General features: G+C 66.3%; 23 protein-coding genes and 1 pseudogene. 19 read left to right on the top strand and 5 right to left on the bottom strand.

The features are described 5' to 3' along the window. Nucleotides 1–36: 36 nt before the first annotated feature. A complete protein-coding gene (locus tag C722_RS0107590; RefSeq protein WP_017639928.1) occupies nt 37–300 on the top strand; it encodes a hypothetical protein in 264 nt (87 codons plus the stop codon). Here C722_RS0107590 and C722_RS0107585 read toward each other — a convergent pair. After that, complete coding sequence (locus C722_RS0107585) at nt 297–1,487, bottom strand: MFS transporter (protein WP_017639927.1); 1,191 nt, start codon at nt 1,485–1,487, stop codon at nt 297–299. The genes C722_RS0107590 and C722_RS0107585 overlap by 4 nt on opposite strands. A 159-nt stretch (nt 1,488–1,646) precedes the next feature. Between C722_RS0107585 and C722_RS0107580 the strand changes: the two genes are divergently transcribed. Continuing rightward, nucleotides 1,647–3,317, top strand: coding sequence for a methyl-accepting chemotaxis protein (locus C722_RS0107580; RefSeq protein WP_026083711.1), 1,671 nt, complete (start codon nt 1,647–1,649; stop codon nt 3,315–3,317). A 63-nt stretch (nt 3,318–3,380) separates the two neighbouring features. Here C722_RS0107580 and C722_RS0107575 read toward each other — a convergent pair whose 3' ends face one another. Together C722_RS0107575 and C722_RS0107570 are read right to left on the bottom strand one after the other, a co-directional pair. Continuing rightward, on the bottom strand, nt 3,381–4,412 hold the full coding sequence (locus C722_RS0107575) for a diguanylate cyclase (protein ID WP_017639925.1): 1,032 nt from the start codon (nt 4,410–4,412) through the stop codon (nt 3,381–3,383). 174 nt (nt 4,413–4,586) lie between these two features. Beyond that, entirely contained in the window at nt 4,587–5,360 is a 774-nt protein-coding gene (locus tag C722_RS0107570) for an IclR family transcriptional regulator (protein ID WP_017639924.1), read from the bottom strand. Between the two features lie 122 nt (nt 5,361–5,482). Here C722_RS0107570 and hmgA point away from each other — a divergent pair, with 122 nt between their 5' ends. The 6 genes from hmgA (at nt 5,483) to C722_RS0107540 (ending at nt 12,484) form a co-directional block, all read left to right on the top strand. After that, nucleotides 5,483–6,781, top strand: coding sequence for a homogentisate 1,2-dioxygenase (gene hmgA / locus C722_RS0107565; protein ID WP_017639923.1), 1,299 nt, complete (start codon nt 5,483–5,485; stop codon nt 6,779–6,781). Then, the gene (fahA, locus tag C722_RS0107560; protein WP_017639922.1) at nt 6,778–8,076 is read left to right on the top strand and encodes a fumarylacetoacetase; all 1,299 of its coding nucleotides are present in this window, start codon (nt 6,778–6,780) and stop codon (nt 8,074–8,076) included. Before hmgA ends, fahA begins: the two co-directional genes overlap by 4 nt. Before the next feature lie 144 nt (nt 8,077–8,220). Continuing rightward, complete coding sequence (gene maiA / locus C722_RS0107555) at nt 8,221–8,859, top strand: maleylacetoacetate isomerase (RefSeq protein ID WP_017639921.1); 639 nt, start codon at nt 8,221–8,223, stop codon at nt 8,857–8,859. 136 nt (nt 8,860–8,995) lie between these two features. After that, nucleotides 8,996–10,075, top strand: coding sequence for a 4-hydroxyphenylpyruvate dioxygenase (gene hppD, locus C722_RS0107550; RefSeq protein WP_017639920.1), 1,080 nt, complete (start codon nt 8,996–8,998; stop codon nt 10,073–10,075). Between the two features lie 94 nt (nt 10,076–10,169). Next, nucleotides 10,170–11,264, top strand: coding sequence for a sugar diacid recognition domain-containing protein (locus C722_RS0107545; protein WP_017639919.1), 1,095 nt, complete (start codon nt 10,170–10,172; stop codon nt 11,262–11,264). 83 nt (nt 11,265–11,347) lie between these two features. After that, nucleotides 11,348–12,484: a glycerate kinase gene (locus C722_RS0107540; protein WP_017639918.1), complete on the top strand. Its 1,137-nt coding sequence runs from the start codon at nt 11,348–11,350 to the stop codon at nt 12,482–12,484. A 5-nt stretch (nt 12,485–12,489) separates the two neighbouring features. Here the strand turns inward: C722_RS0107540 and C722_RS0107535 are convergent, their stop codons facing one another. Continuing rightward, nucleotides 12,490–13,413 (bottom strand): LysR family transcriptional regulator, encoded by a 924-nt coding sequence (locus C722_RS0107535; RefSeq protein WP_017639917.1) that lies wholly within the window; start codon nt 13,411–13,413, stop codon nt 12,490–12,492. Between the two features lie 124 nt (nt 13,414–13,537). Between C722_RS0107535 and C722_RS0107530 the strand changes: the two genes are divergently transcribed. The 7 genes and pseudogenes from C722_RS0107530 (at nt 13,538) to C722_RS0107495 (ending at nt 19,635) form a co-directional block, all read left to right on the top strand. Next, on the top strand, nt 13,538–14,596 hold the full coding sequence (locus tag C722_RS0107530; protein WP_017639916.1) for a tartrate dehydrogenase: 1,059 nt from the start codon (nt 13,538–13,540) through the stop codon (nt 14,594–14,596). A gap of 109 nt (nt 14,597–14,705) precedes the next feature. Next, nucleotides 14,706–16,040, top strand: a complete 1,335-nt coding sequence (locus C722_RS0107525) for a dicarboxylate/amino acid:cation symporter (RefSeq protein WP_017639915.1) — start codon at nt 14,706–14,708, stop codon at nt 16,038–16,040. Between the two features lie 69 nt (nt 16,041–16,109). Continuing rightward, on the top strand, nt 16,110–16,514 hold the full coding sequence (locus C722_RS0107520; RefSeq protein WP_017639914.1) for a hypothetical protein: 405 nt from the start codon (nt 16,110–16,112) through the stop codon (nt 16,512–16,514). A 58-nt stretch (nt 16,515–16,572) separates the two neighbouring features. Next, a pseudogene (locus C722_RS24720) lies at nt 16,573–16,878 on the top strand (ABC transporter permease); the annotation flags it as partial. A 122-nt stretch (nt 16,879–17,000) separates the two neighbouring features. After that, nucleotides 17,001–18,038, top strand: a complete 1,038-nt coding sequence (locus C722_RS0107505; RefSeq protein ID WP_017639913.1) for an ABC transporter substrate-binding protein — start codon at nt 17,001–17,003, stop codon at nt 18,036–18,038. Then, nucleotides 18,038–18,859: an ABC transporter ATP-binding protein gene (locus C722_RS0107500; protein ID WP_017639912.1), complete on the top strand. Its 822-nt coding sequence runs from the start codon at nt 18,038–18,040 to the stop codon at nt 18,857–18,859. The genes C722_RS0107505 and C722_RS0107500 overlap by 1 nt, the downstream gene beginning before the upstream one ends. Next, on the top strand, nt 18,856–19,635 hold the full coding sequence (locus tag C722_RS0107495) for an ABC transporter permease (RefSeq protein ID WP_017639911.1): 780 nt from the start codon (nt 18,856–18,858) through the stop codon (nt 19,633–19,635). Before C722_RS0107500 ends, C722_RS0107495 begins: the two co-directional genes overlap by 4 nt. 21 nt (nt 19,636–19,656) lie before the next feature. On the opposite strand, the gene C722_RS0107490 is transcribed toward C722_RS0107495, so the two are convergent. Further along, nucleotides 19,657–20,502: a GNAT family N-acetyltransferase gene (locus C722_RS0107490; protein ID WP_017639910.1), complete on the bottom strand. Its 846-nt coding sequence runs from the start codon at nt 20,500–20,502 to the stop codon at nt 19,657–19,659. A gap of 183 nt (nt 20,503–20,685) precedes the next feature. On the opposite strand from C722_RS0107490, the gene C722_RS0107485 reads away from it, so the two are divergent. From C722_RS0107485 to C722_RS0107470, 4 genes are all read left to right on the top strand, one after another. Then, nucleotides 20,686–22,161 (top strand): aldehyde dehydrogenase, encoded by a 1,476-nt coding sequence (locus C722_RS0107485; RefSeq protein WP_017639909.1) that lies wholly within the window; start codon nt 20,686–20,688, stop codon nt 22,159–22,161. Nucleotides 22,162–22,326: 165 nt separating this feature from the next. Then, nucleotides 22,327–22,998: a haloacid dehalogenase type II gene (locus C722_RS0107480; RefSeq protein WP_017639908.1), complete on the top strand. Its 672-nt coding sequence runs from the start codon at nt 22,327–22,329 to the stop codon at nt 22,996–22,998. A gap of 27 nt (nt 22,999–23,025) precedes the next feature. After that, nucleotides 23,026–24,318 carry an FAD-binding oxidoreductase gene (locus tag C722_RS0107475; RefSeq protein ID WP_017639907.1) on the top strand — a complete coding sequence of 431 codons (1,293 nt, stop codon included), beginning with the start codon at nt 23,026–23,028 and terminating at the stop codon, nt 24,316–24,318. A gap of 624 nt (nt 24,319–24,942) precedes the next feature. Continuing rightward, nucleotides 24,943–26,580 (top strand): ABC transporter substrate-binding protein, encoded by a 1,638-nt coding sequence (locus tag C722_RS0107470; RefSeq protein WP_026083710.1) that lies wholly within the window; start codon nt 24,943–24,945, stop codon nt 26,578–26,580. Nucleotides 26,581–26,620: the final 40 nt, after the last annotated feature.

Genomic DNA, 26,620 nt, shown 5'->3' with positions numbered 1-26,620 from the left:
CACGGTTCCCATGGCTACAGCCGCCGGGGAATTCGCATGACCTTCACCTACCAGCCCGATCAAGATTACCTGCTCGTGGACCTCACCAGCGGTCGCACTGCGGGCAAGTTGCTGCAGGGTGAGCTGCACATCGCCAAAAGCTGCCAGGAAGAGGATCCCCGGACCTATGCGCAGCTGCTCGACGAAACGCTGCGCAGCACCCTGGGCGACGAGGTCGGCCAACGCGAGGGGGATATCCTTACCCTGCGTCGTACCGGTATCAAACTGCGCCTGGTCCCTTTGGAAATCGCCTGTGACTAGGCGGCGCCACGGCCAAGGAGCGTTCTGAACAACCAGGCGACCAGCGCCACGTTGATCAGCGCCAGCAGGCAGAGCAATCCCAGCACTGCCTGCGGACCCTGGTGCTCCAGCACATAACCGCAAAGCAGGGGCGTGGCCGCCTGGCCCAAGAGCGCCGGGCGCGCCATGCGTCCCAGGACCGTGGCGTATTCGGCTGGACTCCAGAGCGCCAGGGGCAGGGCGCCACGAATGATCGCCCTGAGGCCATTGCCCGCGCCAAAGATCACCAGACCCACCACCGTCACCCAGACGAGGCTCGGCCCCAGGGTCACCAGCAGCAGACCGACTGCCGTGCAGATCACCGAGGCGAGGGCCGTCCACAGGGGGTGGCCATTGCGATTGAGCAGGTCGATGATCCGCGAGGCCACCTGGCTCGGCCCCAGGCAGGCGCTCAGGGCCACCGCGCTCGCCAGGCTGTAGCCAAGGCCCTGCAGCAGGGTGATCAGCTGGATGGAAATGGCCGTCATCAGCACGGCGCCCAGGGTGAAGAGCGCCGTGAGCACGGTATAGAGCAGACGGTTTACTGCTACCTCCGGCGCCACCTGACTTGGCCGTGGTGCCTGGGCGGCGAGGGCTGGCGCGGGCAGGGCGCGCCGGTACAGCGGCCAGATCGTCAGCAAGAGAACGGCCGCATAGGCCAGGCAGGCACCGCGCCAGCGGAGGTGACTGACCATGAAGGCCGCGATGGGCCAGGTGATGGCGGTACAGAAGCCGGATACCAGGGTGATGCCGCTGATCGCCGAGCGAGCCTGGGCGCCGTAGCAGGTACCCAGGGTGGCGAACAGTGCATCGTAGAGACCGGCGGCCATGCCGATGCCCATCACCACCCAGGCCAGCAGGAACACCGGCAGATGTTGGGCGCAGGCCATCAGCGTCAGGCCGGCGGCAACGCCCAGTCCGCTCAGCGACAGCAGCGTGCGGCCACCCTGGCGGGCGATCAGGCGTCCGCAAGCGGGTGCCAGCAACCCGGACACCAGGACCCCGAGCGAGAGCCCCCCATAGACCCATTGGCGAGACCAGCCGGTCTCCTGAACCACCGGATCGGCGAGCACGGCCAGAATGAAGAAGGAACCACCCCAGACGAGGATCTGAGCGACGCCGAGCAGCAGGATGTGGGACGTGGAGGCCTTGGCGGAAACGACGGACATGGCGGACTGCACCGACCGGAAAGGAAGAGGCGGACCTTAGCGGCGACCCTTCTTCACCGCAATCGTCTGATTTGTTTTTTGGCGCCAGTATTTTGCAATCAATCCGACATCTCCCTTGCCTAGACTGCTGACTCGAACGTCTTTTTGCAGTGACCTTCCATGCGCCGTATCCTCGCTCCATTTCGTCGTCTGTCGCGTCGTTCCTGGCTGAGAGCCTTAAAGACCGGTCCGCGGATGCTGTGTTCCTTTACCTTCGCCGCCGTCCTGCTTGCCGGGCTGGGCAGCTTTTCGCTATGGGAAATGCAGCAGTTGCGTCGTCAGGCCCTGAGCATGGAACAGGACTGGTTGCCAAGCATCGCCATCGCCGACTCCCTGGCGATCAACCTCGGCAAGTTGCGCAACCAGGCCTCGGTGGTCCTGCTCAACGCCGAAGACCCGGGCGCCGTGGCCATGAGCCGTGTGACCCTGGAGCAGCTGGTCAACGAGACCGACCAACTGTTCCGCGACTATGAGCCGGTCATCACCGATGCGACCGAGCGGGATTCGGTCAAGGCCCTGCACGAGGCCTACCTGCCTTTCGTGGAAGGACTGCGCGAGGAGGTGCGTTTGATCGAGCAGCAGCAGCTTCCGGCCGCGCGGATGCAGCTGGATACCGTGGTTGGCCTCAAGGGCGACCTGATGGACATGCAGGTGCAGCTCCTGCGCGAATTGAACAAGCAGGGCGCCGCCCAGGCCAAGGAGGTGGCCAATGCCCAGTTCCTCCAGGCCCGCGCCATCGTCTGGTCGGTCATTGGCGGCGCCATTCTCCTCTTGCTGCTGCTGGCCTGGCGGCTGACCCGGAGCGTGGTGCAGCCGCTGCGGCAGGCACTGGACATCTCCGCCGGCATCGCCGCGGGTGACCTGCGGCAGACCATCCAGCCTCAAGGACGCGACGAGGCGGCCATGCTGCTGCTGGCACTGGAGCGCATGCAAGGCAATCTGCGCGAGGTGCTGGCCCATACCGGCAATGCCTCCGAGCAGTTGGCCTCGGCCTCGACCCAGATGAGCGCGGTAATGGATGAGAGCAGCCGAAACCTGGAGCAGCAGACGACCGATATCCAGCACGCGGCGGATGCGGTCAATCTGCTCAATCAGGCGGTGCAGTCGGTGTGCGAGCACGCCACATCCACCTCCGCCGAATCGCGTCGCTGCGTCGATCAGGCCAAGCAGGGGCAGGCGCAGGTGCAGCAGACGCTGGTCGCCATCACTCAATTGGTGGGTAACGTGGATGAAGCCGCTACCCAGGCCGATCACCTGGCCGAGCAGTCCAAGGGCATCAGCAAGATGCTCGACGTCATCCGCAACGTGGCGGAGCAGACCAACCTGCTGGCGCTCAATGCCGCCATCGAGGCCGCCCGTGCGGGTGATGCCGGGCGGGGCTTCGCCGTGGTGGCCGACGAGGTGCGTGGCTTGGCGCGGCGTACCGGCGAGTCCACCCGGGAGATCGAGGGCCTGATCGACGGTGTGCAGCAGGTCAGCGAGAAGACCGTGGTCGCCCTCGACCAGAGCCGGATCCAGGCCAGCCACACCCGCGAGCAGGCGCAGGCGACCTGGCAGGTGCTGGAGGGCATCACCCAGGCCATCACCGCCATTGGCCAGCGCAACGACGCCATCGCCGCGGCCACCGAAGAGCAGACCGCCACCACCGCGGCGGTCGATCGCAATCTGACGCTGATCCGCGACGCGGCGACCCAGACGTCCGCCGGCGCTCAGCAGACCAGCGCCAGCAGCCAGCAACTTTCCGCCCTGGCTGCCGATCTGCACAATGCCTTGCAGCGCTTCGTGGTCTAGGTTCTGTACGAAACGTCGCCGAGCGCAGGCACTTCTCGTACTGAGCCTAGGGCGAGCCCGAATTCAGGCCGCCAGCATCACCCGGTCGCGGCCTTCCTGCTTGCCACGGTAGAGCGCCTGGTCGGCGCGCTCCAGGGCGCTGGCGAAGGCTTCGCAGTCGCGGATCTCGCACACGGCCAGGGTCGCCGTGACGCGCGCGGGACCGCGCTCCAGAGACTGGGTCACCTCGCTCAGTCGCTGGCGGATCCGCTCCGCCACGCCCCAGGCCACCTCGCTCTGGGCCTTGGGCAGCAGTACCAGGAATTCCTCGCCACCCCAGCGCGCGGCCAGATCCGACTGGCGAACCTCACGGCGGATGACGTCGGCGATGCGTTGCAGCACCAGGTCGCCACAGTCGTGGCCGAAGCGATCGTTGATGTGCTTGAAGTGATCGACGTCGAAGAGGATGAGGCTGCCACTCACGCCGCTGCGCTTCTCGGCCTGGTCGAGAATGCGCCGCCGGTTGTAGAGGTTGGTGAGGCTGTCGTGGCTGGCGGAATGCAGCAGGTCCAATTGCATCTTGGTGCTGTGATGAAAGGAGGCACCGGTGCCGTAGAGCAGCAACAACAGGGCACTGATGATGTTGAGGGTGCCGAACAGCTTCATCGTCAGCGGGGCGAGGGTCGCCGGTGTGTGCAGCAGATAGCCACCCGCCAGGGTCACCAGAATGCCGATGACCAGCAGCAGATGCCGCAGAGGGGCGGTGCGGTAGTTGTAGATGACGATGGGCAGGATGCACAGCACGTAGTAATGAAAATTGCTGTCCCAGCCGAGTTGCCAGGTGGCGATCCAGGCGTGGGCGACGATCTCGCAGCTCATCGTCAGGCTGGCGATGCGATAGCGACGCTGTCGCAGGGCGATCAGGCAGCCCACATAGGCCGCTACGCTGATCACGTTGGTCCAGGCCATCAGCATCTGGTCGAGCAGGACGAAAATGACCAGTAACGCTACATGAATCACCATGGCCGCCTGGACCACGGGTTTGGCGACTTGCCAGAATTTGTCCAGGGAGTCGTTGAGAGCCTGGTTGCGATCGCGGTAGGAAAGAGCACTCATGAAGGGGTCACCATAAAGCAGTGCGCCAATAATAAACGCGCTAACAGTAAGCTTAATGGCAAACGGCCATTCTGGGTCATCCTTTAGCCGAATGGAGTATAGAAAGGATCAGGCGGAGCGTCGCGCCCGCTGGCGGCGCTCAAGGCAGGGTCCGGTTGGTTGAGATTGTCTGTCTTATCCGCCCAGACGCCTGCTGATGGCCTGGGCAGCGGCGTGGAGGCGGAGCGCGGCAGGACCTTCCGCCTCGGCCTTGAAGCCTGGTGCGGCCCCGACCACGGTCAGCACCCCAGCCAGCCGGCCACCGGCACCCAGCAAGGGCGCGGAGAGCGCGTTGACGCCGGCCATCAGCAGGCCGTGTACCGGTTGGATTAGGGTTTCCCGCAGCTGGCGTGCGGTTTCTTCCAGCGTCGCTGCAGCGGGCGCATCCGGTTGGCGCAACTCCTCTTCACGCAACGCCACGGTCTCGGCATCTGGCAGAAAGGTGTTGAACACCAGGCCGGTGGAGGAGCCCAGCAACGGCAGCACCGAACCGACCTGGGTCACCAGGGTGACGGCGCGCACCGCCTGCTCCACCAGCACCACGGTCGGCCCCTTGTTACCCCAGACCGCCAGAAAGCAGGTTTCGCCCACCTCATCGCGCAGCTCGGCCAGTACCGGCGCCGCCAGCTTCACCACATCCAGGCGACCCAAGGCCGCCAGACCGACGAAAAGCGCCGCCTGGCCAAGGCCGTAATGGTTGGTGCGCGGATCCTGTTCGGCGAAACCGCTGGCGATCAGGGCCTGCAGATAGCGGTGCACCTTGCTGGCGGGCATGTCCAGGTGGCTGGCCAAGCGCGACAAGGAGGTAGCGGGTGCCAGCTCGGCGAGGGCCTTGAGGATGTCGGTACCGACCTCGGCCGCCTGCACCTTCTGCCGCCGTGGGGGGGCTTCTTCCGGGATGTTCGTCATCTGCTCGATCGCATGGGGAAAGGCAGCGTTATAGCTTGACGCTCCCTTGGGTTCAATTTACTTTTTGCGTAAACCTATTACGCATAATGGGTGCTCAGGTGAACAGACAAGAACAAGCAGCCATGCCCGTGACCTATCAGTCCGGCTTCGGCAATCACTTCAGTACCGAAGCGCTGCCGGGCGCGTTGCCGATCGGGCAGAATTCGCCGCAAAGGGCGCCCTTCGGGCTCTATGCCGAGCAACTGTCCGGGACGGCCTTCACCGTGCCGCGCCACGAGGCGCGGCGCTCCTGGCTATATCGACTCAGGCCATCGGCCGCTCACGGCCGTTTTCAGCGCAGCGTCGTCCAGTTGACCGGCGCCGAGCTGGGTGGCCCAACGCCCAATCGCCTGCGCTGGAATCCCTTGCCGCTCCCGGAAGCCCCCACCGATTTCCTCGCCGGGCTGGAGCGGATCGTCGCCACTGCCGAGGGCGACCAGGCCGAGGGCGTCAGCCTCTATCGCTATGCCGCCAACGCCAGCATGACCGGAGTGTTCTACGACGCCGATGGCGAATTGCTGATCGTGCCCGAGTGGGGCCGTCTCGATCTGCTCACCGAGCTGGGGTTGCTGCGTATCGAACCCTTGGAGATCGCGGTGATCCCGCGCGGAATGAAATTCCGGGTGGAGCTGGTGGAGGGCGAAGCGGTCCGCGGTTATGTCTGCGAGAACCACGGTCGCTCCCTGCGCCTGCCGGAGTTGGGCCCCATCGGCAGCAACGGCCTGGCCAATCCGCGGGACTTCCAGGCGCCCGTGGCCCGCTTTGAGGAGGTCACGGCGCCGACCCGGTTGGTGCAGAAATTTCTCGGCGAGCTCTGGGAAACCGAGTTGGATCACTCGCCTTTGGACGTGGTCGCCTGGCATGGCAACCACGTGCCCTACAAATACGACCTACGCCGCTTCAATACCCTGGGCACGGTCAGTTTCGATCATCCGGATCCGTCCATCTTTACCGTGCTGACCGCGCCCGGCGCCATCGAGGGCATGGCCAACATCGATTTCGTGATCTTTCCGCCACGCTGGATGGTGGCGGAAAACACCTTCCGCCCGCCCTGGTTCCACCGCAACTTGATGAACGAATTCATGGGGCTGATCCAGGGCGCCTACGACGCCAAGGCCGATGGCTTCGCGCCGGGTGGCGCCTCCCTGCATGGCTGCATGAGCGCCCATGGGCCGGACCACGTCTCCACCCAGAACGCCATCGCCGCCGACCTGCGGCCGCACAAGATCGAGAACACCATGGCCTTCATGTTCGAGACCGCTCGCGTTCTGCGGCCGACCCGTCACGCGCTGGCTTCGCCGCTGCTGCAGCCTGACTACGACGCCTGCTGGGCAGGCCTCGCCAAGACCTTTGTCGCGCCCAACGCGGGAGAACCGGCATGACCCACGAATTGCACAGCTGGGTGGCCTCGGCCAACGGCCATCTGGATTTTTCCCTGCACAACCTGCCCCTGGGCGTATTCAGTCGTGGCGAGGAGACGCCCCGTGGGGGCGTGGCCGTGGGTGATTTCATCCTCGATCTCGGTTTCGCCCTCGAAGCCGGCCTGTTCCAGGGCGAGGCCCAGCGCGCCGCCGAGCTGGCCGGCCAGACGACACTGAATGCCTTCTTCGCCGCCGGCACGCAAGCGCGGGTCGCCCTACGCCAGGCCGTGCAGGCGCTGCTGCGCGCCGATCATCCGCAACGCGAGCACCTGCAGGAATTGGGCGAATACCTGCTGGTGCCCCAGGGTGCCTGCCGGATGTACCTGCCCGCGCGGGTCGGCGACTACACCGATTTCTATGTGGGTATTCACCACGCCACCCAGATCGGCCGACTGTTCCGCCCGGACAATCCGCTGCTGCCCAACTACAAGCACGTGCCCATCGCCTATCACGGTCGCGCCTCGACGCTCGGGGTTTCCGGCGAGGCCTTCGAGCGGCCCAAGGGCCAGACGCTGCCACCCGGGCAGGACGTACCGGTCTTCGGACCCTGCCGCCGGCTGGACTACGAACTGGAGCTGGGCATCTGGATCGGGCCGGGCAATGCCCAGGGCGAGCCCATCGCCATTGGCGACGCGGCAGCGCATATCGCTGGCTTCTGCCTGCTCAACGACTGGTCGGCGCGGGATATCCAGGCCTGGGAATACCAGCCGCTGGGGCCCTTTCTGTCGAAGAGCTTCGCCAGCACCCTATCGCCCTGGGTGGTCACGGTGGAAGCCCTGGCACCCTATCGCCGGGCGCAACCGGCGCGGCCCGAGGGCGATCCCCAGCCGTTGCCCTATCTGTTCGACGAGCACGACCAGGCCCAGGGCGCCCTGGATATCGAGTTGGAGGTGCTGCTGCGTACGCCGCGCATGGAGGCGCAGGGGCTGCCTGCCCAGCGAATCGCCCTGAGCAACACCTTGAACATGTACTGGACGGTGGCGCAGATGGTGACCCATCACACGGTCAACGGCTGCGCCCTCAAACCGGGCGACTTCTTTGGGTCGGGCACCCTGTCCGGTCCGGATGCCGACAGCTGCGGCAGCCTGCTGGAACTCACCCAGGGCGGCAAGCAGCCGCTACAGCTGCCCGGTGGTGAGACCCGTACCTTTCTCGAGGACGGCGACGAGGTCATCTTCAGGGCCCGCTGCCAGACGCCTGGATTGCCCGGCATCGGCTTCGGCGAGTGCCGCGGACGGGTGCTGCCGGCAGGCTAGGGAAGGGCGGGCTTGGACGCGTTCAGCAGGGATGGCTCCTGACCTGAGCGCCGTTGACAACCCCGCCGGACACGCGCAGATTCCTTTCAACGTAACTGACTTACGCATAATAAGAAGCCGACCGGCGACCACAGGACAGCCCTGATGGACCTCTATACCTACTACCGCTCGACTTCGTCCTACCGAGTGCGCCTTGCCCTGGCGCTGAAGGGACTGGACTGGTGCGCCGTACTGGTCAATCTGCTGGACGGCGAGCAGCGCCAGCCGGCCTACCGGGCGCTCAACCCACAGGGCCGGGTGCCCAGCCTGCGCCTCGACAGCGGTGAGGTACTGATCCAGTCACCCGCCATCCTCGAATACCTGGAAGAACGCTATCCGGCAGTGCCGCTGTTGCCAGCCGAGCCACTGCTGCGTGCTCGTCATCGCGGCATCGCCGCGCTGATCGGCTGCGATATCCATCCGCTGCACAATGCCGCGGTGCTCAACCGCCTGCGCGGTCTGGGCCTGGACGAGCCGGCCATCCTCGACTGGATTTCGCACTGGATAGGTGAAGGTCTGGCCGCGGTGGAGGCGCAGGTCGGTGATAGCGGATTCTGTTTCGGCGAACGGGGGCTGGCGGACGTCTATCTGCTGCCTCAGCTCTATGCCGCGCGGCGTTTCCAGGTGGACCTGTCGGTCTACCCGCGCCTGCTGCGCGTGGAGGGCCTGGCCGCAGCTGACCCCGCCTTTCAACAAGCCCACCCCGCGCTGCAAGCGGATAGCCCGGAGCGGGTGACCTCGTGAAGTTCCTCGGTTGCCAGCTCCTGCTCGGTGACTTCCTGGCCCGCAGCGTACGCGGAATCTCCTGCGCGCCACCCTTGACGACACGCTGACCCGCGTCATCGACAACGTCCGCACGTCACCCGTCAAGGAGCCAATCATGGCCGATCTGTTTGAAAATCCCATGGGCCTCATGGGTTTCGAGTTCATCGAATTCGCCTCGCCCACTCCCAATGTCATCGAGCCGGTGCTGGAGAGTCTCGGCTTCAGCCACGTCGCCAACCACCGATCCAAGGACGTGGTGCTGTTCCGCCAGGGCGACATCAATGCCATCGTCAATCGCGAGAAGACCGGCCATGCGGCCTATTTCGCCGTGGAGCACGGCCCGTCCGTGTGCGGCATGGCCTTTCGCTGCCGCGATTCCCACCACGCCTATGCCAAGGCGTTGGAGCTGGGCGCCCAGGCGGTGGACATGCCCACCGGGCCGATGGAATTGCGCCTGCCGGCGATCAAGGGTATCGGCGGCGCGCCCCTGTACCTCATCGATCGCTTCGAGGAGGGCAGCTCCATCTACGACATCGACTTCGTCTTTCTGGAGGGGGTGGAGCGCAAGCCCTTCGGCGCCGGGCTCAAGGTGATCGACCACCTGACCCATAACGTCTATCGCGGACGCATGGCCTACTGGGCCGACTTCTACGAGCGACTGTTCAACTTCCGCGAGTTGCGCTACTTCGACATCAAGGGCGAATACACCGGCCTCACCTCCAAGGCCATGACCGCGCCGGATGGTCTGGTGCGTATCCCGCTCAACGAGGAATCCTCCCGCGGCGCCGGGCAGATCGAGGAATTCCTCATGCAGTTCAACGGCGAGGGCATCCAGCACGTGGCCTTTCTCACCGATGACCTGATCGCCACCTGGGATCGCCTCAAGGCCTATGGCACCCGCTTCATGACCGCGCCGCCGGAGACCTACTATGAGATGCTCGAAGGTCGCTTGCCGAATCATGGCGAGCCGGTGGACGCGCTGAAATCCCGCGGCATCCTGCTCGATGGCAGTGCCGAGGGCGGCGAGCGCCGGCTGTTGCTGCAGATCTTCTCCCAGACCCTGCTGGGTCCGGTGTTCTTCGAATTCATCCAGCGCAAGGGCGACACCGGTTTCGGCGAGGGCAACTTCAAGGCGCTGTTCGAATCCATCGAGCGCGACCAGGTGCGCCGCGGTGTGCTGAGCACCTCGGAGTAACGGCGCCCGGTCGCCTGGCGGCTTGCCCGGCGGCAGGCGACGCCTCTAAGGTGACGGCGCGTCGCGAGGGCGCGCCCCAACTTCAGAGGTGGCCATGGAGCTGAGCCAGACCCTGGCGCAGGAAATCGTCGAACGCGCCATGCGTATCCTGCCCGGTAACGTCAATGTCATGGATGCATCCGGACTGATCATCGGCTCGGGTGATCCGGCGCGGCTGTTCACCCGCCATGCCGGGGCGCGCCAGGTCATCGCCGAAGGCCGCGCGGTGGCGCTGGATGCCACTGACGCCGCCCGGCTGGCGGGTGCCCAGCCCGGTATCAACCTGCCGCTGTATCGCCAGGGCGAGCTGGTCGGCGTTCTCGGCGTGACCGGGGCTGACGCCGAGCAGCTGCGCCTGCCCGCCGAACTCCTGCGCCTGACCGCGGAAATGCTGATCGAACAGGGGGCCGGACAGCCGCCGGCTACTACCCCCATGACCACACCCTTGTTGCGTCAGTTGCTCGCCCCGGGCGCGGCAGCCGAACTGGGCCGCCACGCCAATCTGCTCGGCCTGCAGCCGGCGTTGCCACGAGACGTGCTACTGCTGGAGTTCACCGCGCCAGCACCGGGTTTTGGCGACTGGGCGCAGCAGCGGGTAACCCACAGTTGGTGCCTGCCACGGGAGGAGGGGCAATGGCTCTGGTATCGACCCGGAGCGGAGGCGCCAGAGGCGCTGCTGGAGGAACTGCCGGGGCAGGGCTGGTCATTAGGGCGCAGCGCCTGGATCCCTGCGCCGCGACCCTGGACCGGCCTGGCCGAGACGACCCAGCGGGCCGTGGATCTACTGGCGGTGGCCAGGCGACTGCGACCTGACCTTGTGCGGGTAGCGCTGGACGACCTGGCCTTGCCCACCTGGCTACAGGGGCAGGCTGAGTGCTTGCCCGCTACCTGGCTGCTGGAGCCGCTGCAGCGCTTGCGCCATGCCGACCGGGATGGCCAGTTGCTGGCGACCCTGCGCAACTGGTTCGCCCAGGACGCCAGCCCTCAGGCCTGTGCCGAGGCGCTGGGGCTGCATCGCAACGGCCTGCGCCATCGACTCGACCGGATCCAGAGGCTGACCGGGCGGGATCCGCGGCGCTTCACCGAGGCTGCCGAACTCTATTGCGCCCTGCTGATGCTGGATCAGCACTGGGCAAATTCACGATTTTGACCTGTCGATGGTGGGCAATTGTCCTATTGTTGTGCTGAGCGATCCGCGAAACACTCGGCACATAACAACGGAGAATCGGCCCCATGAAGATCGTCATCGCCCCTGATTCCTTCAAGGAAAGCCTGTCCGCCGCCGGGGTCGCCCGTGCCCTGGTCCGCGGCCTGCGCCACGCGCTACCGGAGGCCGAACTCATCGAATGCCCGCTGGGCGATGGCGGTGAGGGCACCCTGGATGCCGTGCTGGCCGCGACCGGTGGCGAGGTGCGCCAGACGCAGGTGACCGGCCCCCTCGGCGAGCCCGTGACCGCCCGCTGGGGTTGGCTGGCCGAGCAGCGCACCGCCTTCGTCGAGATGGCCAGCGCCAGCGGTCTGGAACTGGTGCCCAAGGCACGTCGCGATGTGCGGGTGGCCACTTCGCGGGGCACGGGCGAACTCCTGCACGCCGCGCTGGACGCCGGCGCCGAGCGCCTGGTGCTGGCCATCGGCGGCAGCGCCACCAACGACGGCGGCGCGGGCCTGCTCCAGGCTCTGGGGGTACGGCTGCTGGATCAGCGGGACCAGGCGCTGGCGCCGGGCGGTGCGGCCCTGGCCAACCTGGCTCGCCTCGACGTGAGCCAGCTGCATCCACGCCTGGCCGAGGTGGAGGTGGTCATCGCCGCCGACGTCGACAATCCCCTCTGCGGTCCCCAGGGCGCCAGCCACATCTTCGGACCGCAAAAGGGCGCCTCGCCCGATCAGGTGCTGCAGCTCGATGGCGCACTGGCGCATTTCGCCACGGTCACCGCCGCGACCCTGGGCCGCGATGTCCGCGAGCAGCCCGGTGCCGGCGCTGCCGGAGGGGTGGGTTTCGCGGCGCTGGCCTTTCTCCGGGCGACCTTCCGCCCCGGCATCGAGGTGGTGGCGGAATTGGTGGGTCTGGAGCACGCGCTGATGGGCGCCGACCTGGCGCTGACCGGGGAAGGGCGGCTGGACGGCCAGACCTTGAGAGGCAAGACCCCAGCGGGCGTGCTGCGCCTGGCCAGGCGTCATGGCGTGCCGGTGGTGGCGGTGGCCGGCTCCCTGGGCGAAGGGTACGACGCCCTCTATGAACAGGGCCTCGCCGCCGCCTTCAGCCTGGTGCCGGGACCGCTCAGCCTGGAAGAAGCCTTGGCCCAGGCCGAGGTGCTGCTGGAACGCACCGCGCGCGACATTGGCCGGCTCTGGCGGACGGCGAAAGGCTGAAGCCGTCAATCCGCGTCGCCGGCTAAGTCTTCGAGGTGGTCTATCCGCTGGAAACGCTCGACCAGGAAGTCGATGAAATGCCGCACCTTAGCGGACAAGTGATGGTGTTCCAAGTAGACCGCATAGACGTCCGCCGAGGGCGGTCGGGCCTCTTCCAGCACTCGGCGCAGGCGTCCACTGCGCACGTAGCGGGCGATGTCCCATTCCGCCCGGAGCAGGATGCCGCGGCCTTCCAGGGCCCAGTTCAGCGCCACCTCGCCATCATTGCAGCTCAGGTTGCTGCGTACCTTGACGCTACGGGTACGCGACCCTTCGAGAAACTCCCAGACGCCATGGATGCTGTCGTTCTGACGCAGGAAGATGCAGTTGTGCGTGGCCAGGTCCTGCAGCCGCTGCGGCGTACCATAGCGCTCCAGGTAAAGCGGCGAGGCGCACAGGAGTCGGCGATTGCTAGCGATCCGCCGAGCGTGGTAGCCGGCATCGGGTGCCACGCCGAAGCGGATGCCAAGGTCCAGGCCGTGGGCGGCCAGCTCCATGGGATGGTCGCTGAGCAGCAACTGGGTTTCCACCTCGGGATAGCGGTCGATAAAGGCCGCCAGCGCCGGGCCTAGGTAGCGTCGTCCGAAGCCCAGGGAAGCATTCACCCGCAGCAGGCCCTTGGGCTGACCACGGCGGCTGGCGACCATGTCTTCCACCGCTTCGATGTCACCCAGTATGCGGCCGGCATGACGGAAGTACAGTTCGCCCTCGGGCGTAAGCCCTAACGAGCGGGTGGTGCGATTGACCAGCCGTACCCCCAGGCGCTTCTCTAGGGCGGCCAATCGTTTGCTCACCGCTGGAGGCGTGATGCCTAGCTCGCGGGCCGTGGAGGCAAGGTTGCCTTGTTGGGCCAGCAGGTGGAAGAAGCTGAGGTCCTGGGGGCGACTCATTAGTAACCTAAATTCACTTAAGTGGTGATTTGAGGTGAATCTTAGCCTGTATTTCACTACCTATACTCGGCCCAACGCTGCCAGTCAGCGTCTTAATCAACGACCAAGAGCACAGGGCCCAGCCATGAAGAACTACAAGATCGCAGCCATTCCCGGAGACGGTATCGGGGTCGAAGTCATAGCCGCCGGCCTCGAGATCCTCGAAGGCCTAGCCAAGCGTCTGGGCGGTTTCACCTTTGCCGTCAGCCACTACCCCTGGGACTCGGAGTACTACCTTGCGCATGGCCACTACATCCCTGAGGGAGGGCTGGAGGAGATCAAGCAAGCCGACGCCATCTTCTTCGGCGCTGTGGGCAGCCAGAAGGTACCCGACCATATCTCCCTCTGGGGCTTGCGGTTGCCGATCTGCCAGGGCTTCGACCAGTACGCCAACGTTCGCCCGGCGCGGGTGCTGCCGGGGGTGAAGAGTCCGCTGACCAATGGCCAGGCCATCGACTGGGTGATCGTGCGGGAGAACTCCGAAGGCGAATACTCCGGCAGCGGCGGGCGAGTCCATCAAGGTCTGCCTATCGAGGTGGCCACCGAGGTCTCAACTTTTACCCGCGTCGGCGTAGAGCGTATCCATAGATTCGCCTTCGAACTGGCCCGTAGTCGCCCGGCCAGGCACCTGACCCTGGTGACCAAGTCCAATGCTCAGCGCCATGGCATGGTGCTGTGGGACGAGGTCTTTGCCGAGGTGGCCAAGGATTATCCGGACGTGCGCACCACTCGGGAACTGGTGGACGCCGTGACCACTACCATGGTGCTCAAGCCGGGCAACCTGGACGTGATCGTCGCCACCAACCTACACGCGGACATCCTGTCGGATCTCGCCGCAGCACTCTCCGGCAGCCTGGGCATCGCGCCCACCGCCAACCTCAATCCCGATCGTAGCTTCCCCTCCATGTTCGAACCCATCCACGGCTCGGCCTTCGATATCACCGGCAAGGGGGTCGCCAATCCTATCGCCACCTTCTGGACCGCCGCGCTGATGCTCGATCACCTCGGCGAGCGGGAGGCCAGCGCCCACCTGATGCGAGCCATCGAAGAGGTCACCGCCAGCGGTCTGCACACCCCGGACTTGGGCGGCACCGCCACCACGCGCCAGGTCACTGATGCCGTGCTCGAATTGATCGCTCGCTAGTCCGGCTGCACCGCCCGCAGCCAGGCGGGGCGGGCGATGCAGCGCCCGCATCTCCACCGGCGTCCGCTTGCGCGGTCGCCTCCATTACAAGAACAAGAGTGGACATCCCATGAAGCGCCTACTCGGAAAACTCTACGTCCAGGTCGTGATCGCCGTCATCGCCGGCGCCTTGCTCGGCGTCTTCCATCCCGATTTCGCCACCTCGCTCAAACCCATCGGCGATGCTTTCATCAAGCTGATCAAGATGCTGTTGGCGCCGGTGATCTTCCTCACCGTGGTCACCGGCATCGCCAAGATGAACGACATGAAGGAGCTGGGCCGGGTCGGCATCCGCGCCTTCATCTATTTCGAGGTGGTCTCGACCCTGGCGCTGATCGTCGGCCTGCTGGTGGTCGATACCTTCAAGCCGGGCGCTGGCATGAACATCGATCCCGCCACCCTGGACAGCTCCGCCATCGCCAGCTACACCGAGGCCGCCAAGCACGAGTCCTTCATCGCCTTCATGATGCAGATCATCCCCAATACCCTCGGGGACGCCTTCGCCAAGGGCAACATCCTGCAGATCCTGCTGTTCTCCATCCTGCTCGGGGTGGCGCTGGCGCGCTGTGGTGACAAGGGCAAGCCGATCATCCGCACCCTCGACAGCCTGATGCACGGCATGTTCGGCATCGTCAACATCGTGATGCGCCTGGCGCCGCTGGGAGCCTTCGGCGCCATCGCCTTCACCATCGGCAAATACGGCTTTGGCTCGCTGTTCTCCCTGGGCAAGCTAATGGCCTGCTTCTATCTCACCTGTATCCTCTTCGTTGCCCTAGTGCTGGGGCCGATCTGCCGCGTCGCCGGTTTCAGTCTGTGGAAGCTGCTTAAATACCTCAAGGAAGAGTTGTTCACCGTACTTGGCACCAGTTCGTCCGAGTCGGTGCTGCCGCAGATGATCCGCAAGATGGAGAACGCCGGTTGCTCCAAGCCGGTGGCCGGTATGGTCATTCCCTCAGGATTGACATTCAATCCGGACGGCCAGGCCATCTACTACACCGCCGCCGCCACTTTCATCGCCCAGGCCACCAACACGCCGTTGAGCCTGACCGACCAGCTCATCATCATGGCCGTGCTGATGCTCACCTCCAAGGGCTCGGCTGGCGTCACGGGGTCGGGCTTCATCACCCTGGCGGCGACACTGGCCAGCCTCGGCACCATCCCGGTAGCGGGCATGGTATTGCTGCTGGGAGTGGATCGCTTCATGTCGGAGGCCCGGGCGATCACCAACACCATCGGCAATGGCGTAGCAACCCTGGCCATTGCCCGCTGGGTCGGCGCACTGGACATGCACCGACTGAAGGTCGCGTTGGATGGTAAGCCGCTTCCCACACCGGAGGCTGAGGTCGAGGAACGCGTGACGGTGGCCGAGCCGGGGCTACCCACCTTGACCGGCAAGACGCTCTAAAACGGTCGGGCTGGTAGGGTTGCGGGTTTTACCTCATGCTGGGCGTCCCGCTCTCGACCGACTGCCGCGATGACCCCGACTGCGATCCTGCGTACCGGCCTGCTGTCTCTGGCGCTGTTGCTACCGTTGTCCTGCGCCCAAGCGGCCATTCCCAGTCTCAAACCCGCCAACACCTGCGTGCGCAGCGCCTTCGTGCTGCGCTGCCAGGACGGGCAGGGCGGCTGGTACGGGGTGGCGGTGCAGGGCAACGATACCCTGATGCGCGGCTACGATCCGGTCTCGGGCCTCTCCTGGTCCCAGACCAGCACCCGACTGGGGCGGCTGCAGTTCTTCAGCGGCCTGACCAGCGACGGCAACCTTTGGCTGGGTCGTACCCGCCAGCTGGGCTGGAACGTCATCAGCCGCTTCTCCACCTCCCAGGGCGACCGCGCCCGCACCAGCTGCAATCGCGTGGCGGGGTGCGAGTGGCGCTAGCAGGAGGGCTGCGCTTGAGGGGCGCCCGTCACTCGCATGTGTCCCGCTTGCGGCGTCATTGGCCCACAGCCTGAGCGCTACCCGCTGGGAAATCCTGCGGCGGGTAATCCTGCCCGGCGTGCTGGGCCAGGTGCTGACCGGCGTGCGCCTGGCCATCGGCATCCTCTAGATCGTGCTGGTGCCCTGCGAGATGCTCGGCGTCAGCACCGGTCTGGGCTACTACATCCTCGACACCCGCGACCGCCTGGCCTATGGCGAGCTGATGGCCCTGGTGCTGCTGATCGGCCTGCCTGAACGTGCTGGCGCGGCAGCTGCACCAGCGCTTCCTACCTGGGCGATAGCGGAAAGAATATGGTTAGAGTGAAAGATTATGGGGTCTAACCATTCGATCTATTCATAAAGAATCTGGGTCTTTGGAGTCGTCCGCCACCCTGGGGCAGCATGCCTAGCCGTTCGTACGAGCTGACAACCAGGACAGGAGCCCCAATGGATCTCGAGCCACTCAACCGACGCCGCTTCATTCGACAGCTAACCACCGTAACCGCCCTGGGTGCCCTGGGTACCAGCCTGTTCGGCTGCGACGACAAACCCGGTACCCAGGCCGGCGCACCGGCAGTGATCGGCCAGCGCTCGGATCAGGTGGTCCCTTTCCGCTACCCCGACAACCCTACCTTCGATCTGGTCTACGTCGCCGACTCCCTGGGCTACTTCGAGGGTACCCGGGTGCGTCCCCAATACGTCGGCAAGGTCGCCGCGCCGCAGATCATCCCGCTGGTCGGCACCGGCGAGCTGGACCTGGGCACGCGCATGGTGCCGCTGGTGATCTCCGCCATCGCCAGCGGCCTCGACCTCAAGGTGGTGGCCGCCGGGGGCAAGACGTTGCAGGAAGCGCCGCACATGAAGTACTTCGTGCGCGACGACTCGGGTATTCGCACGCCCAAGGACCTCGAGGGCAAGACGGTGGGCTTCAACAGCTTCGGCGCCTGCGCCGAGTTCGTCACCAAGAAATACCTGCGCCAGCAAGGCGTGGACGTCGATCGCATCAAATGGGTGGTGGTCCCGGACGTCCAGGCCGAACAGACGCTCGCCACCGGCAACATCGATCTGGCGATCATCCATCCGCCCACCTCCGGCAGCGCCGAGCACAATCCCGCCCTGCGCAAGCTGTGGAGCGATTTCGACCTGGACGAGGGGTTGGGCGGCATGGCGCCCTACAGCGCCCATGGCCGCTTTCTGCGCGACCATCCCGAGGCTGCGCGGGACGTGGTCCAGGCGCTGGCCAAGGCGGCCAACTGGGTCAACGGGCATCCCGACGACGCCCGCAAGATCACCGCCGAGCGCCTGGGCATGAAGCTGGAACTGGTCGAGCGCTTCGCCTACGTCGACGATCTGGTTATCACCGAGCCGCCGATCCAGTACTACATCGACATCCTCGAACACGAAGGCAAGCTCAAGCCCGGCGCGGTGCAGGTCAAGGACGTCTACACCAATGCCTTCAATCCCTTTGTCCGGGGTACCGTCTGATGAGCGCCAAGATCGTCGCCCGGGGCCTGGCGCTGGCCTATGACGGCCTTAGCGAAAGCGGCGCCCAGGAGCGGGTACCGGTGTTGCAGGACTTCGACCTGGAGGTGCGCCAGGGCGAATTCCTGGCGGTGCTGGGGCCTTCCGGCTGCGGCAAGTCCACCTTCCTCAACATTCTCGCCGGTCTGGCGCAGAAGAGCGCGGGTGAGCTGACCATCGACGGCCGACCGTTGCAAGGCATCAATCCGCATCAGGGCGTGGTATTCCAGGGCTATGCGCTGCTGCCGTGGCGCTCGGTGCTGGACAACATCGCCATCGGTCTGGAGATTCGCGGGGTGGGGCGTCGCGAGCGGCTCGCGACGGCGCGGGAGTATCTGGCGCTGGTAGGGCTGGAGGGGCAGGGCGCTCGCTATCCCCACGAACTCTCCGGCGGCATGCGCCAGCGGGTGGCCATCGCCCGCGCCCTGGCCTATGCGCCGGACGTGCTGTTGATGGACGAGCCCTTCGCCGCGCTGGACGCCCAGACCCGCGAGCATCTGCAGGACGAGTTGCTGCGCATCTGGGACGGGCAACGCAAGACCATCGTCTTCATCACCCACAGTCTCGACGAGGCGATCTTCCTCGCCGACCGGGTCGCGGTGATGACGCCCCGCCCGGGGCGGGTCCACCGCTTGCTCGACATCGACCTGCCGCGTCCGCGGGCGGCCGAGGTGCGCAACACCCCGGCCTTCGCGGCCTTGCGCCAACAGGCCTGGGAAGCCCTGCGCGGGGCGCCTGCACCCGTGCCGTCAGCGGCACCGCGACGCCAGGAGGTAGGCGCATGAAGCTGATACGCCATTCCCATCGGCTGCTCGACGGCAGCCTCGGCATCCTGCTGTTCCTGGCGCTCTGGGAAGCCTTGCCGCGGCTGGGCCTGGTCAACCCCGGCTACCTGAGTCCGCCCTCGGTGGTGCTGCAGAGCATCCTCGACCTGGCGCGCGATGGCAGCCTGGCGCGGCACCTCGGCGCCAGCCTGCAACGCTCGCTGGCCGGCCTGCTGCTGGCCATAGGCGCAGGGGTGCTCCTGGGCCTGCTGATGGGCTGGTTCATCCGCCTTGAACGGCTGCTCGATCCACTGCTGCAACTGTTCCGCCAGACCAGCGCCCTGGCGCTGTTCCCGGTGTTCATCCTGTTCCTGGGCATCGGCGAGGCCTCGAAGATCGCCATCATCTTCTGGGCGTCCTTTTGGCCGATCCTGCTGAGCACCATCAGCGGCGTGAAGCAGGTGGATGCGCTGCTGGTGAATTCGACGCTGTCCATGGGGGCCAACCGACGCTTCCTCTTTCTCAAGGTGGTGCTGCCGGCGGCGGCGCCGTCGATCTTCACCGGCATCCGCCTGGCCGGTGCCTATTCCATCACCGCGCTGGTGGCCGCCGAGATGATCGGCGCCCACTCGGGGCTGGGCTTTCTCACCCTCAACTCCCAGGAGGTGTTCCAGATCCCCAGCATGTACGCCGGCATCCTGCTGCTGGCAGTGGTGGGCCTGGCGCTCAATGCGGTGCTGGCCCTGCTGGAAGCACGGCTGCTGCGCTGGCGGCGTGGCTTGTCGGCGCGTGCTTGAGCCCGGCTCGATTTGCGCGGATCAACCCAGCGCCTGGGTCAGCAGCGCGAACTGATCCAGGTCATCGCGGGATACCGGCGCCTCGCCCCTGGCCATCTGCTCGACCTCGTCGACCTGGGGGATGCCCAGCTCGCTGAGCCAGGGATTGAGGCCGCTACGAGCCGTCACGTCGAAGCGCACATAGCGCCCTTCGGCGTGGCGCAGCAGGGCGAGGATCAGCGCCCTGGCCTGGTCGGCGGATTCGGCGATCACCGGACCGACCGACAACCCGCGACCGTAAGGACGCAACAAGGCGAAGCCGCGCAGCTCGCCGCCGCGTTCCAGGCCGACGATGCGTTCGGCCTGTGGCAGCAGTTCCTGAAGCAAGGTGGTGCGGTCCAGGCCGGTAGCGGCCTGGGCGAGGACCTGCAGCTGGGGAGCTGCGGCCAGCGTCAGCTCCTGAACCTGGCTTTCCAGCGGGTGGCGCTGGTCTTCCATGGTCGGCAGCGTCGCGACCTGGTGCTGATAGATACGCTCGTAGGAGACGAAGCCCTGGCTGCGATAGAGCGGGGCGCCGCGCAGGGTGGCGACCAGCAACGGCGTGCGGGTGCCGGCCAGGCCGATCAGGCCGTCCATGAGGCAGCGACCGTGGCCCTGACCCTGGTGGCTGTCGGCGACGATCACCAGGCCGATGGTGGCGTAATCGCCCTGGGGGACGCAGAAGCCGGTCCCGAACACCCCCTGGTCGTCCTCCAGCGCCAGGCCTTCGCCGGTATGGAACAGGCATTGCCAGTCTTCCGGCCGATGAGGCCAGTGCAGCGCCTGGGACAGGCGGTAGGCGGTAGCGAGGTCGGTTTCGCGCAGGGGTCTCAGGGTGGCGTGGGACACGGCAGGGCTCCGGTTCGGGTCTGGCTGATGCAGACGTCAGCCTAGCAAGACGCGACGGCAGATTCGGTTGCCGATGGCCGGGTGCAGCGGCGTGAGGCGCCGAAGGTCCGGGCCAGATCGGCAAAAGATGGCGGTCCGCCGGCCTAGCATGGGGCCAAGCCCACAGCCCTAGCGGAGCGCCCCATGGCCTCGTTCGACCCCAGAGAAGTTGCGGTTCGTTGTGCCCATTTCATCGGGGGGCGCACCTGCGACGCCCGCGCCGAGCTGGAGGTGTTCCGGCCCTCCGATGGCGGCTTCCAGAGCGGGCTGCCGTGCGCCTCGGCGGATCTGGTAGATGAGGTGGTGGAAGGCACCTGGCGCGCCTGGAAGGCCAGTGACTGGGCCAGCCGTCCGCCCCGGGAACGGGCGCGGGTGATGCGCCGCTGGGCCGATCTGGTGGAGGCCGATGGCGCGGTGCTCGGTCCGCTGGAAGCCGTGGGGTCGACCCGTCCGTTGCGCGAGGTGCTGGCCTGGGACATCCCCTATGTGGCCGAGGGTATCCGCTTCTTCGCCGAATTTGCCGACAAGCACGGTGGCGAGGTGGCGGCCACCGCCACCAGTCACCTGGGCCTGCAGATCACCGAGCCCTATGGCGTGGTGGGCGCCATCGCCCCGTGGAATTTTCCCCTGAGCATGGCCGGCTGGAAGATCGCGCCGGCGCTCGCGGCCGGCAATGCGGTGGTGATCAAGCCGTCGGAGCTGACGCCCTTTTCCATCCTGCGCCTGGCTGAGCTGGCCACGCTGGCCGGGCTGCCCGCCGGCATCCTCAGCGTGGTTCAGGGCGATGGCCGGGTGACCGGCGATGCCTTGTGCCGGCATCCGCGCATCGGCAAGGTCACTTTCACCGGCTCCACGGGTACCGGCACCGCCATCATGACCGCCTGCGCCGAGAGCGGCCCCAAGCCGGTGACCCTGGAGCTGGGCGGCAAGAGTCCGCAGCTGGTGTTCGCCGATGCGCCGGATCTGGCACGGACCGCCCGCAGCGTGGCAGCGGCCATCACCGGCAATGCCGGCCAGGTCTGCGTGTCGGGTTCGCGGCTGCTGGTGCAGCGCGCCGCCCTGGAGCCGATGCTGGAAGGCATTCGCGCGGCCTTCGCCGACTTGCGTCCCGGGCCGACCTGGTCGGCAGCAGCGACGCTGTCGCCGATCATTTCCCAGCGCCAGGGCCAACGTATCCAAGACATCGTCACTCGCAGTCAGGCGGCCGGCGCTGAGATCCTGATCGGTGGCGCGCTGGAGGAGGGGTTGGGCGGCGTCTACTATCAGCCGACGTTGATCACCGGGGTCGGCGCGGACAATCCCGCCGTGGGCGAAGAGATCTTCGGCCCGGTGCTGACCGTGCAGGTGTTCGACGATGAAGCCGAAGCCCTGGCGCTCGCCGACCACCCTACCTACGGCCTGGCGGCCGGCGTGCACACCGCCGACCTCGGCCGGGCGCTGCGCCTGACCCGGGCGCTGGAAGCCGGTACCGTCTGGGTCAATCGCTATGGCCGCAGCCACGACTGGATCATCCCCACCGGCGGCTACAAGCGCTCTGGCATCGGCAAGGACCTGGGCCGCGCCGCCTATGAGGCGACCCTGCGCAGCAAGAGCGTGCTGATCGACCTGGAACACTCCTGAGGTCGCCGCAAACAATGCTGGGCCCTACCGCTAAAACGGTTTTTTCTGTCTCCCGCGGCGCCTGAAAGCGGACAACTGTCAGGCCCGCCGGTGCTGTAATGCTTGCCAGGGACGCCACCGGCGCCCCGGCCTATCACTCACGACCCCTGTCAAAGGACCCTTGCCATGACCGCCTTTCGGCCCAAGTACATCACCTTCGACTGCTACGGCACCCTGACCCGTTTCCGCATGTCCGACATGGCCCGCGAGATGTTCGCCGACCGCATCCCGGCCGCGGCGATGGATCAGTTCTGCAAGGATTTCAACGGCTATCGCTTCGACGAGGTGCTCGGCGCCTGGAAGCCTTATTCGGAGGTGCTGTACGCGGCGGTGGAGCGCACCTGCAAGCGCTGGGGCATCTCCTTCACCGACGCCGAGGCCAATGCCTACTACGAAGCGGTGCCGAGCTGGGGCCCGCATCCCGACGTGACCGCGGGCCTGGCCAAGATCGCCGACAAGATCCCGCTGGTGATCTATTCCAACGCCGCCGACGAGCAGATCATGTCCAACGTCGACAAGCTGGGCGTGCCCTTCCATCGCGTCTTCACCGCCGAGCAGGGCCAGGCCTACAAGCCGCGCCTGCAGGCCTTCGAATACATGCTGGACAGCCTCGGCTGCGGCCCGGAAGACGTGCTGCACGTATCGTCGAGCTTCCGCTACGACCTCATCCCGGCCGACTACATGAACATCCAGAACAAGGTGTTCGTGAATCGCGGCCACGAGCCGAGCACGCCGTTCTACCGCAACACCGAGATCAAGGACATCGGCGGCCTGGCCGCCGTGGTCGGTCTCGAATAACACCCTGAGCTGCCGGAGCGCCCGCCCATGAGTCTTGGCCCAGCATCGTCCGATTCCTACTGGCTGGCGACCGCGCCGGGCTTTACCGGGGCCACCCCGGGGCCGGTGGCGGGCGAGGTGGATGTCGCCGTCATCGGCGGCGGCTTCACCGGGCTCTCCGCGGCGGTGGCCCTGCGCCGGCGCGGTGCCAGCGTGGCCGTGCTGGAGGCCGGTCGGGTGATCGGCGAAGCATCCGGGCGCAACGGCGGGCACTGCAACACCGGGGTCGCCCAGGACTACGCGGCCCTGCACGCCAGCCTGGGTGCCGAGCGCGCGCGGGCCTTCTACCAGGCCTATGCCGATGCGGTGGCCAGCGTGGAGGCAGTGATCGCCGAGGAGGGCATCGGCTGCGATTTCCACAAGGCCGGCAAGCTCAAGTTGGCGGCCAAGCCGCAGCACTATGACAACCTGGCACGTACCTGCGAGCTGATCCGCCGGGAGGTGGACCCGGACGTGGAGCTGCTCAACGCCGCCCAGGTGCGGATCGAGGTGGCCTCCGATGTTTTCCACGGTGGTCTGCTACAGCGCAATGGCGCCCAGATGCACATGGGGCGGTTCGGCGTGGGCCTGGCGGAGGCGGCGGTCCGGCGTGGCGCCCAGGTGTACGAAGGCGCGGCGGTCAGTGATCTGCAGCGGCTGCCCGGTGGCAGCTTTCGCGTGGTCAGCGCCAAGGGCGAGCTGCGCGCCCGCCAGGTGCTGGTGGCGACGGGCAATGCCCGGGTCGGCCCCTTCCAGTGGTTTCGGCGACGCATCGCCTCGGTGGGCAGCTTCATCATCGCCACCGCGCCGCTGCCCAAGGCGCAGCTGGACGAGCTGCTGCCCAACCGCCGCACCTATGTCACCAGCCGCATCATCGGCAACTATTTCCGCACCACCCCGGACCACCGGCTGATCTTTGGCGGTCGGGCGCGCTTCGCGCTGTCCGATCCACGCCAGGACGCCAAGAGCGGCGCCGTGTTGCGCGCCGCCCTGGGGCAGCTGTTTCCCAGCCTGGCCCAGGCGCCCATCGACTATTGCTGGGGCGGGCTGGTGGACATGACCGCCGACCGCCTGCCCCGCGCCGGCGAGCAGGACGGCCTGTTCTATGCCATGGGCTACAGCGGTCACGGCGTCCAGATGGCGGTGCACATGGGCCGGGTGATGGCCGAGGTGCTGGAAGGGCGCAGCCAGGCCAACCCCTGGCGGGTGCTGGACTGGCCGGCCATTCCCGGCCATTTCGGCAAGCCGTGGTTCCTGCCGCTGGTGGGGTTGTACTACCGGGTCCAGGATCGCCTGCACTAGGTTCTGTACGAAAAGTGCCTGCGCTCGGTGATGCTTCGTTGAAAAAGGCCTGGATCGCCAGCCCGGTCGGAATGCTCATTTACCGCTCGTAAACTCGAGCGCGAGTCCGATCCGCTTCCTCAGCCTTTTTCGCCTCGCCTGACCTTCGCTCGTCGACTTTTCGTACAGAACCTAGATCCTGATCAACGAACCGCCCGCCCGGACCCTGCCAACCGCAGCGTCAGGGCGGGCGGTTTTTGTCGTTTCTGCAGGCCAACGGGCGGTTTGGCATTTTCCCCAGTGCCAGGCAGGTGGGCGGCGTGAAAGCTGCTGCGAGGGTCGGCGTTCGCATCTTGTACCTGGTCGGAAACGCCGCCCCGCTGGCCAGCGAGACGGCTGGCAGCGCGCCAAACCCGGGCATGGGCCGACCCGCTGCGCTGTGGCGACGCACACCGCAAACAATGCTGAGCGGCTTGGCCAAAACGGTCTTTTCTGTCTCGTCGCCTGCTCAATTCGACCGTATTCGACGAGGGCCCGGTGCTGTAATGAACCAGGCCGTGCGACACGGCGGCCACGAGGATAGTGCCGCAGGCCCGGGGAGGGGATCGCGGCGCTGGTGACAAAGCCCCCAACGAGCGAGCCGACATGACCGAGAAAAAGACTGGAAGTCCCCTGATAGGTGCTGCTGAAAGCGTGCGTGCCTTCGAGGCCCTGCAGCGGGGTGTGTCGCGGCGCGATGCGCTCCGCCTGCTCGGCGCCGCCGGACTGCTGGCGACCGGCGTGGGCGGTCTGCTCGGCCGCGATGGTCAGGCCTTCGCCGCAGAAGATGCGGTTACCGGCACCCCGCGTCGCGGCGGTCGGGTGCGCGCCGCGGCGGCGGGTTCGTCCACCGCCGATACCCTCGACCCGGCCCGTGGCGCCTTTTCCGGTGACTACGCGCGCCACTACTTTTTCTACAACGGCCTGACCGTGTTCGACAGCCATCTGGAGCCGCAGATGGCCCTGGCCACCAGCTTCGACACCCAGGATGCCCTGACCTGGACGATCAAGCTGCGCCAGGGTGTGCAGTTCCATAACGGCAAGACCTTCGACAGCGCCGACGTCGTCTACTCGCTGCTGCGCCACAAGGACCCGGCGGTGGGCTCCAAGGTCAAGGCGCTGGCCGACCAGTTCGCCGAGATCACCGCGGTGTCGCCCGACGAGGTGCGTATCCGCCTGGTGTCACCGAATTCCGAGCTGCCCGCGGTACTGGCCATCTCGCCGTTCCTGATCATCGCCGATGGCACCAAGGACTTCTCCACCGCCAACGGCACCGGCCCCTTCAAGGTCAAGGAATTCAAGCCGGGGGTGCGCACCGTGGGCACGCGCAACGAAAACTACTGGAAGTCCGGCAAGCCCTATCTGGACGAGATCGAGCTGATCGGCATCGGCGACGAACCCTCGCGGGTCAATGCGCTGCTGGCCGGTGACGTCCAGCTGACCGTCTCGGTGGATCCGCGCTCCGCCGACCGCCTCAAGCAGGGCGGCAAACTCAAGATCGTGGCCAACACCTCGGGTGGCTACACCGATCTGATCATGCGCCTCCCCAACCGGCCGTTCAACGATCCCAACGTGGTCGAGGGCATGAAGCTGCTGTTCGACCGCGAGCAGATCCTCAAGTCGGTGTTCCTCGGTTACGGCACCATCGGCAACGACCAGCCGATCATGCCCGGCACACCCTATTACGCGGCGGATCTGCCGCAACGGCCCTATGATCCGGACAAGGCCAAGTTCCTCTTCCAGAAGGCCGGCATCGCCGGCGCACGTATGCCGCTGGTGACCTCCACCGCCGCCGACAACGCCAACGAGATGGCCCTGGTGCTGCAGCAGTCGGCGCGCCAGGCCGGCCTCAACCTGATGGTCAATCGGGTCAGCGCCGACGGCTACTGGGACAACCACTGGATGAAGGATCCGCTGGGCTTCGGCAACATCAACGCCCGGCCCACCGCCAACATCCTGCTGTCGCAGTTCTTCAAGTCCGATGCGCCCTGGAACGAATCCGGCTGGAAAAACGAACAGTTCGACCAGTTGCTGGTGGCCTCCCGCGGCGAGACGGATGTCGCCAAGCGCAAGCAGATGTACGCCGACATGCAGCTGCTGATCCACCAGCACAGCGGTATCGGCCTGCCGATCTTCACCAGCTCCATCGATGCCCATTCGCCCAAGCTCGGTGGCTACGGAATCATCCCTATCGGGGGCTTCATGGGCTACATGTTCGCCGAACACGTCTGGCTGGAGGCCTGACGCCCGGTGCCTGACGGCGAGTCGGTCCGCAAGGACAGGA

Source organism: Pseudomonas sp. 313, from assembly GCF_000316965.1.
Taxonomy (GTDB): Bacteria; Pseudomonadota; Gammaproteobacteria; order Pseudomonadales; family Pseudomonadaceae; genus Chryseomonas; species Chryseomonas benzopyrenica.
This window is presented reverse-complemented; position numbering and strand designations above follow the sequence as displayed.

Bases quoted from the DNA above. Each gene is read 5' to 3' on its own strand.
- C722_RS0107590 (WP_017639928.1), top strand. From the start codon at position 37: ATGACCTTCACCTACCAGCCCGATCAAGATTACCTGCTCGTGGACCTC.
- C722_RS0107585 (WP_017639927.1), bottom strand. From the start codon at position 1,487: ATGTCCGTCGTTTCCGCCAAGGCCTCCACGTCCCACATCCTGCTGCTC.
- C722_RS0107580 (WP_026083711.1), top strand. From the start codon at position 1,647: ATGCGCCGTATCCTCGCTCCATTTCGTCGTCTGTCGCGTCGTTCCTGG.
- C722_RS0107575 (WP_017639925.1), bottom strand. From the start codon at position 4,412: ATGAGTGCTCTTTCCTACCGCGATCGCAACCAGGCTCTCAACGACTCC.
- C722_RS0107570 (WP_017639924.1), bottom strand. From the start codon at position 5,360: ATGACGAACATCCCGGAAGAAGCCCCCCCACGGCGGCAGAAGGTGCAG.
- hmgA (WP_017639923.1), top strand. From the start codon at position 5,483: ATGCCCGTGACCTATCAGTCCGGCTTCGGCAATCACTTCAGTACCGAA.
- fahA (WP_017639922.1), top strand. From the start codon at position 6,778: ATGACCCACGAATTGCACAGCTGGGTGGCCTCGGCCAACGGCCATCTG.
- maiA (WP_017639921.1), top strand. From the start codon at position 8,221: ATGGACCTCTATACCTACTACCGCTCGACTTCGTCCTACCGAGTGCGC.
- hppD (WP_017639920.1), top strand. From the start codon at position 8,996: ATGGCCGATCTGTTTGAAAATCCCATGGGCCTCATGGGTTTCGAGTTC.
- C722_RS0107545 (WP_017639919.1), top strand. From the start codon at position 10,170: ATGGAGCTGAGCCAGACCCTGGCGCAGGAAATCGTCGAACGCGCCATG.
- C722_RS0107540 (WP_017639918.1), top strand. From the start codon at position 11,348: ATGAAGATCGTCATCGCCCCTGATTCCTTCAAGGAAAGCCTGTCCGCC.
- C722_RS0107535 (WP_017639917.1), bottom strand. From the start codon at position 13,413: ATGAGTCGCCCCCAGGACCTCAGCTTCTTCCACCTGCTGGCCCAACAA.
- C722_RS0107530 (WP_017639916.1), top strand. From the start codon at position 13,538: ATGAAGAACTACAAGATCGCAGCCATTCCCGGAGACGGTATCGGGGTC.
- C722_RS0107525 (WP_017639915.1), top strand. From the start codon at position 14,706: ATGAAGCGCCTACTCGGAAAACTCTACGTCCAGGTCGTGATCGCCGTC.
- C722_RS0107520 (WP_017639914.1), top strand. From the start codon at position 16,110: ATGACCCCGACTGCGATCCTGCGTACCGGCCTGCTGTCTCTGGCGCTG.
- C722_RS0107505 (WP_017639913.1), top strand. From the start codon at position 17,001: ATGGATCTCGAGCCACTCAACCGACGCCGCTTCATTCGACAGCTAACC.
- C722_RS0107500 (WP_017639912.1), top strand. From the start codon at position 18,038: ATGAGCGCCAAGATCGTCGCCCGGGGCCTGGCGCTGGCCTATGACGGC.
- C722_RS0107495 (WP_017639911.1), top strand. From the start codon at position 18,856: ATGAAGCTGATACGCCATTCCCATCGGCTGCTCGACGGCAGCCTCGGC.
- C722_RS0107485 (WP_017639909.1), top strand. From the start codon at position 20,686: ATGGCCTCGTTCGACCCCAGAGAAGTTGCGGTTCGTTGTGCCCATTTC.
- C722_RS0107480 (WP_017639908.1), top strand. From the start codon at position 22,327: ATGACCGCCTTTCGGCCCAAGTACATCACCTTCGACTGCTACGGCACC.
- C722_RS0107475 (WP_017639907.1), top strand. From the start codon at position 23,026: ATGAGTCTTGGCCCAGCATCGTCCGATTCCTACTGGCTGGCGACCGCG.
- C722_RS0107470 (WP_026083710.1), top strand. From the start codon at position 24,943: ATGACCGAGAAAAAGACTGGAAGTCCCCTGATAGGTGCTGCTGAAAGC.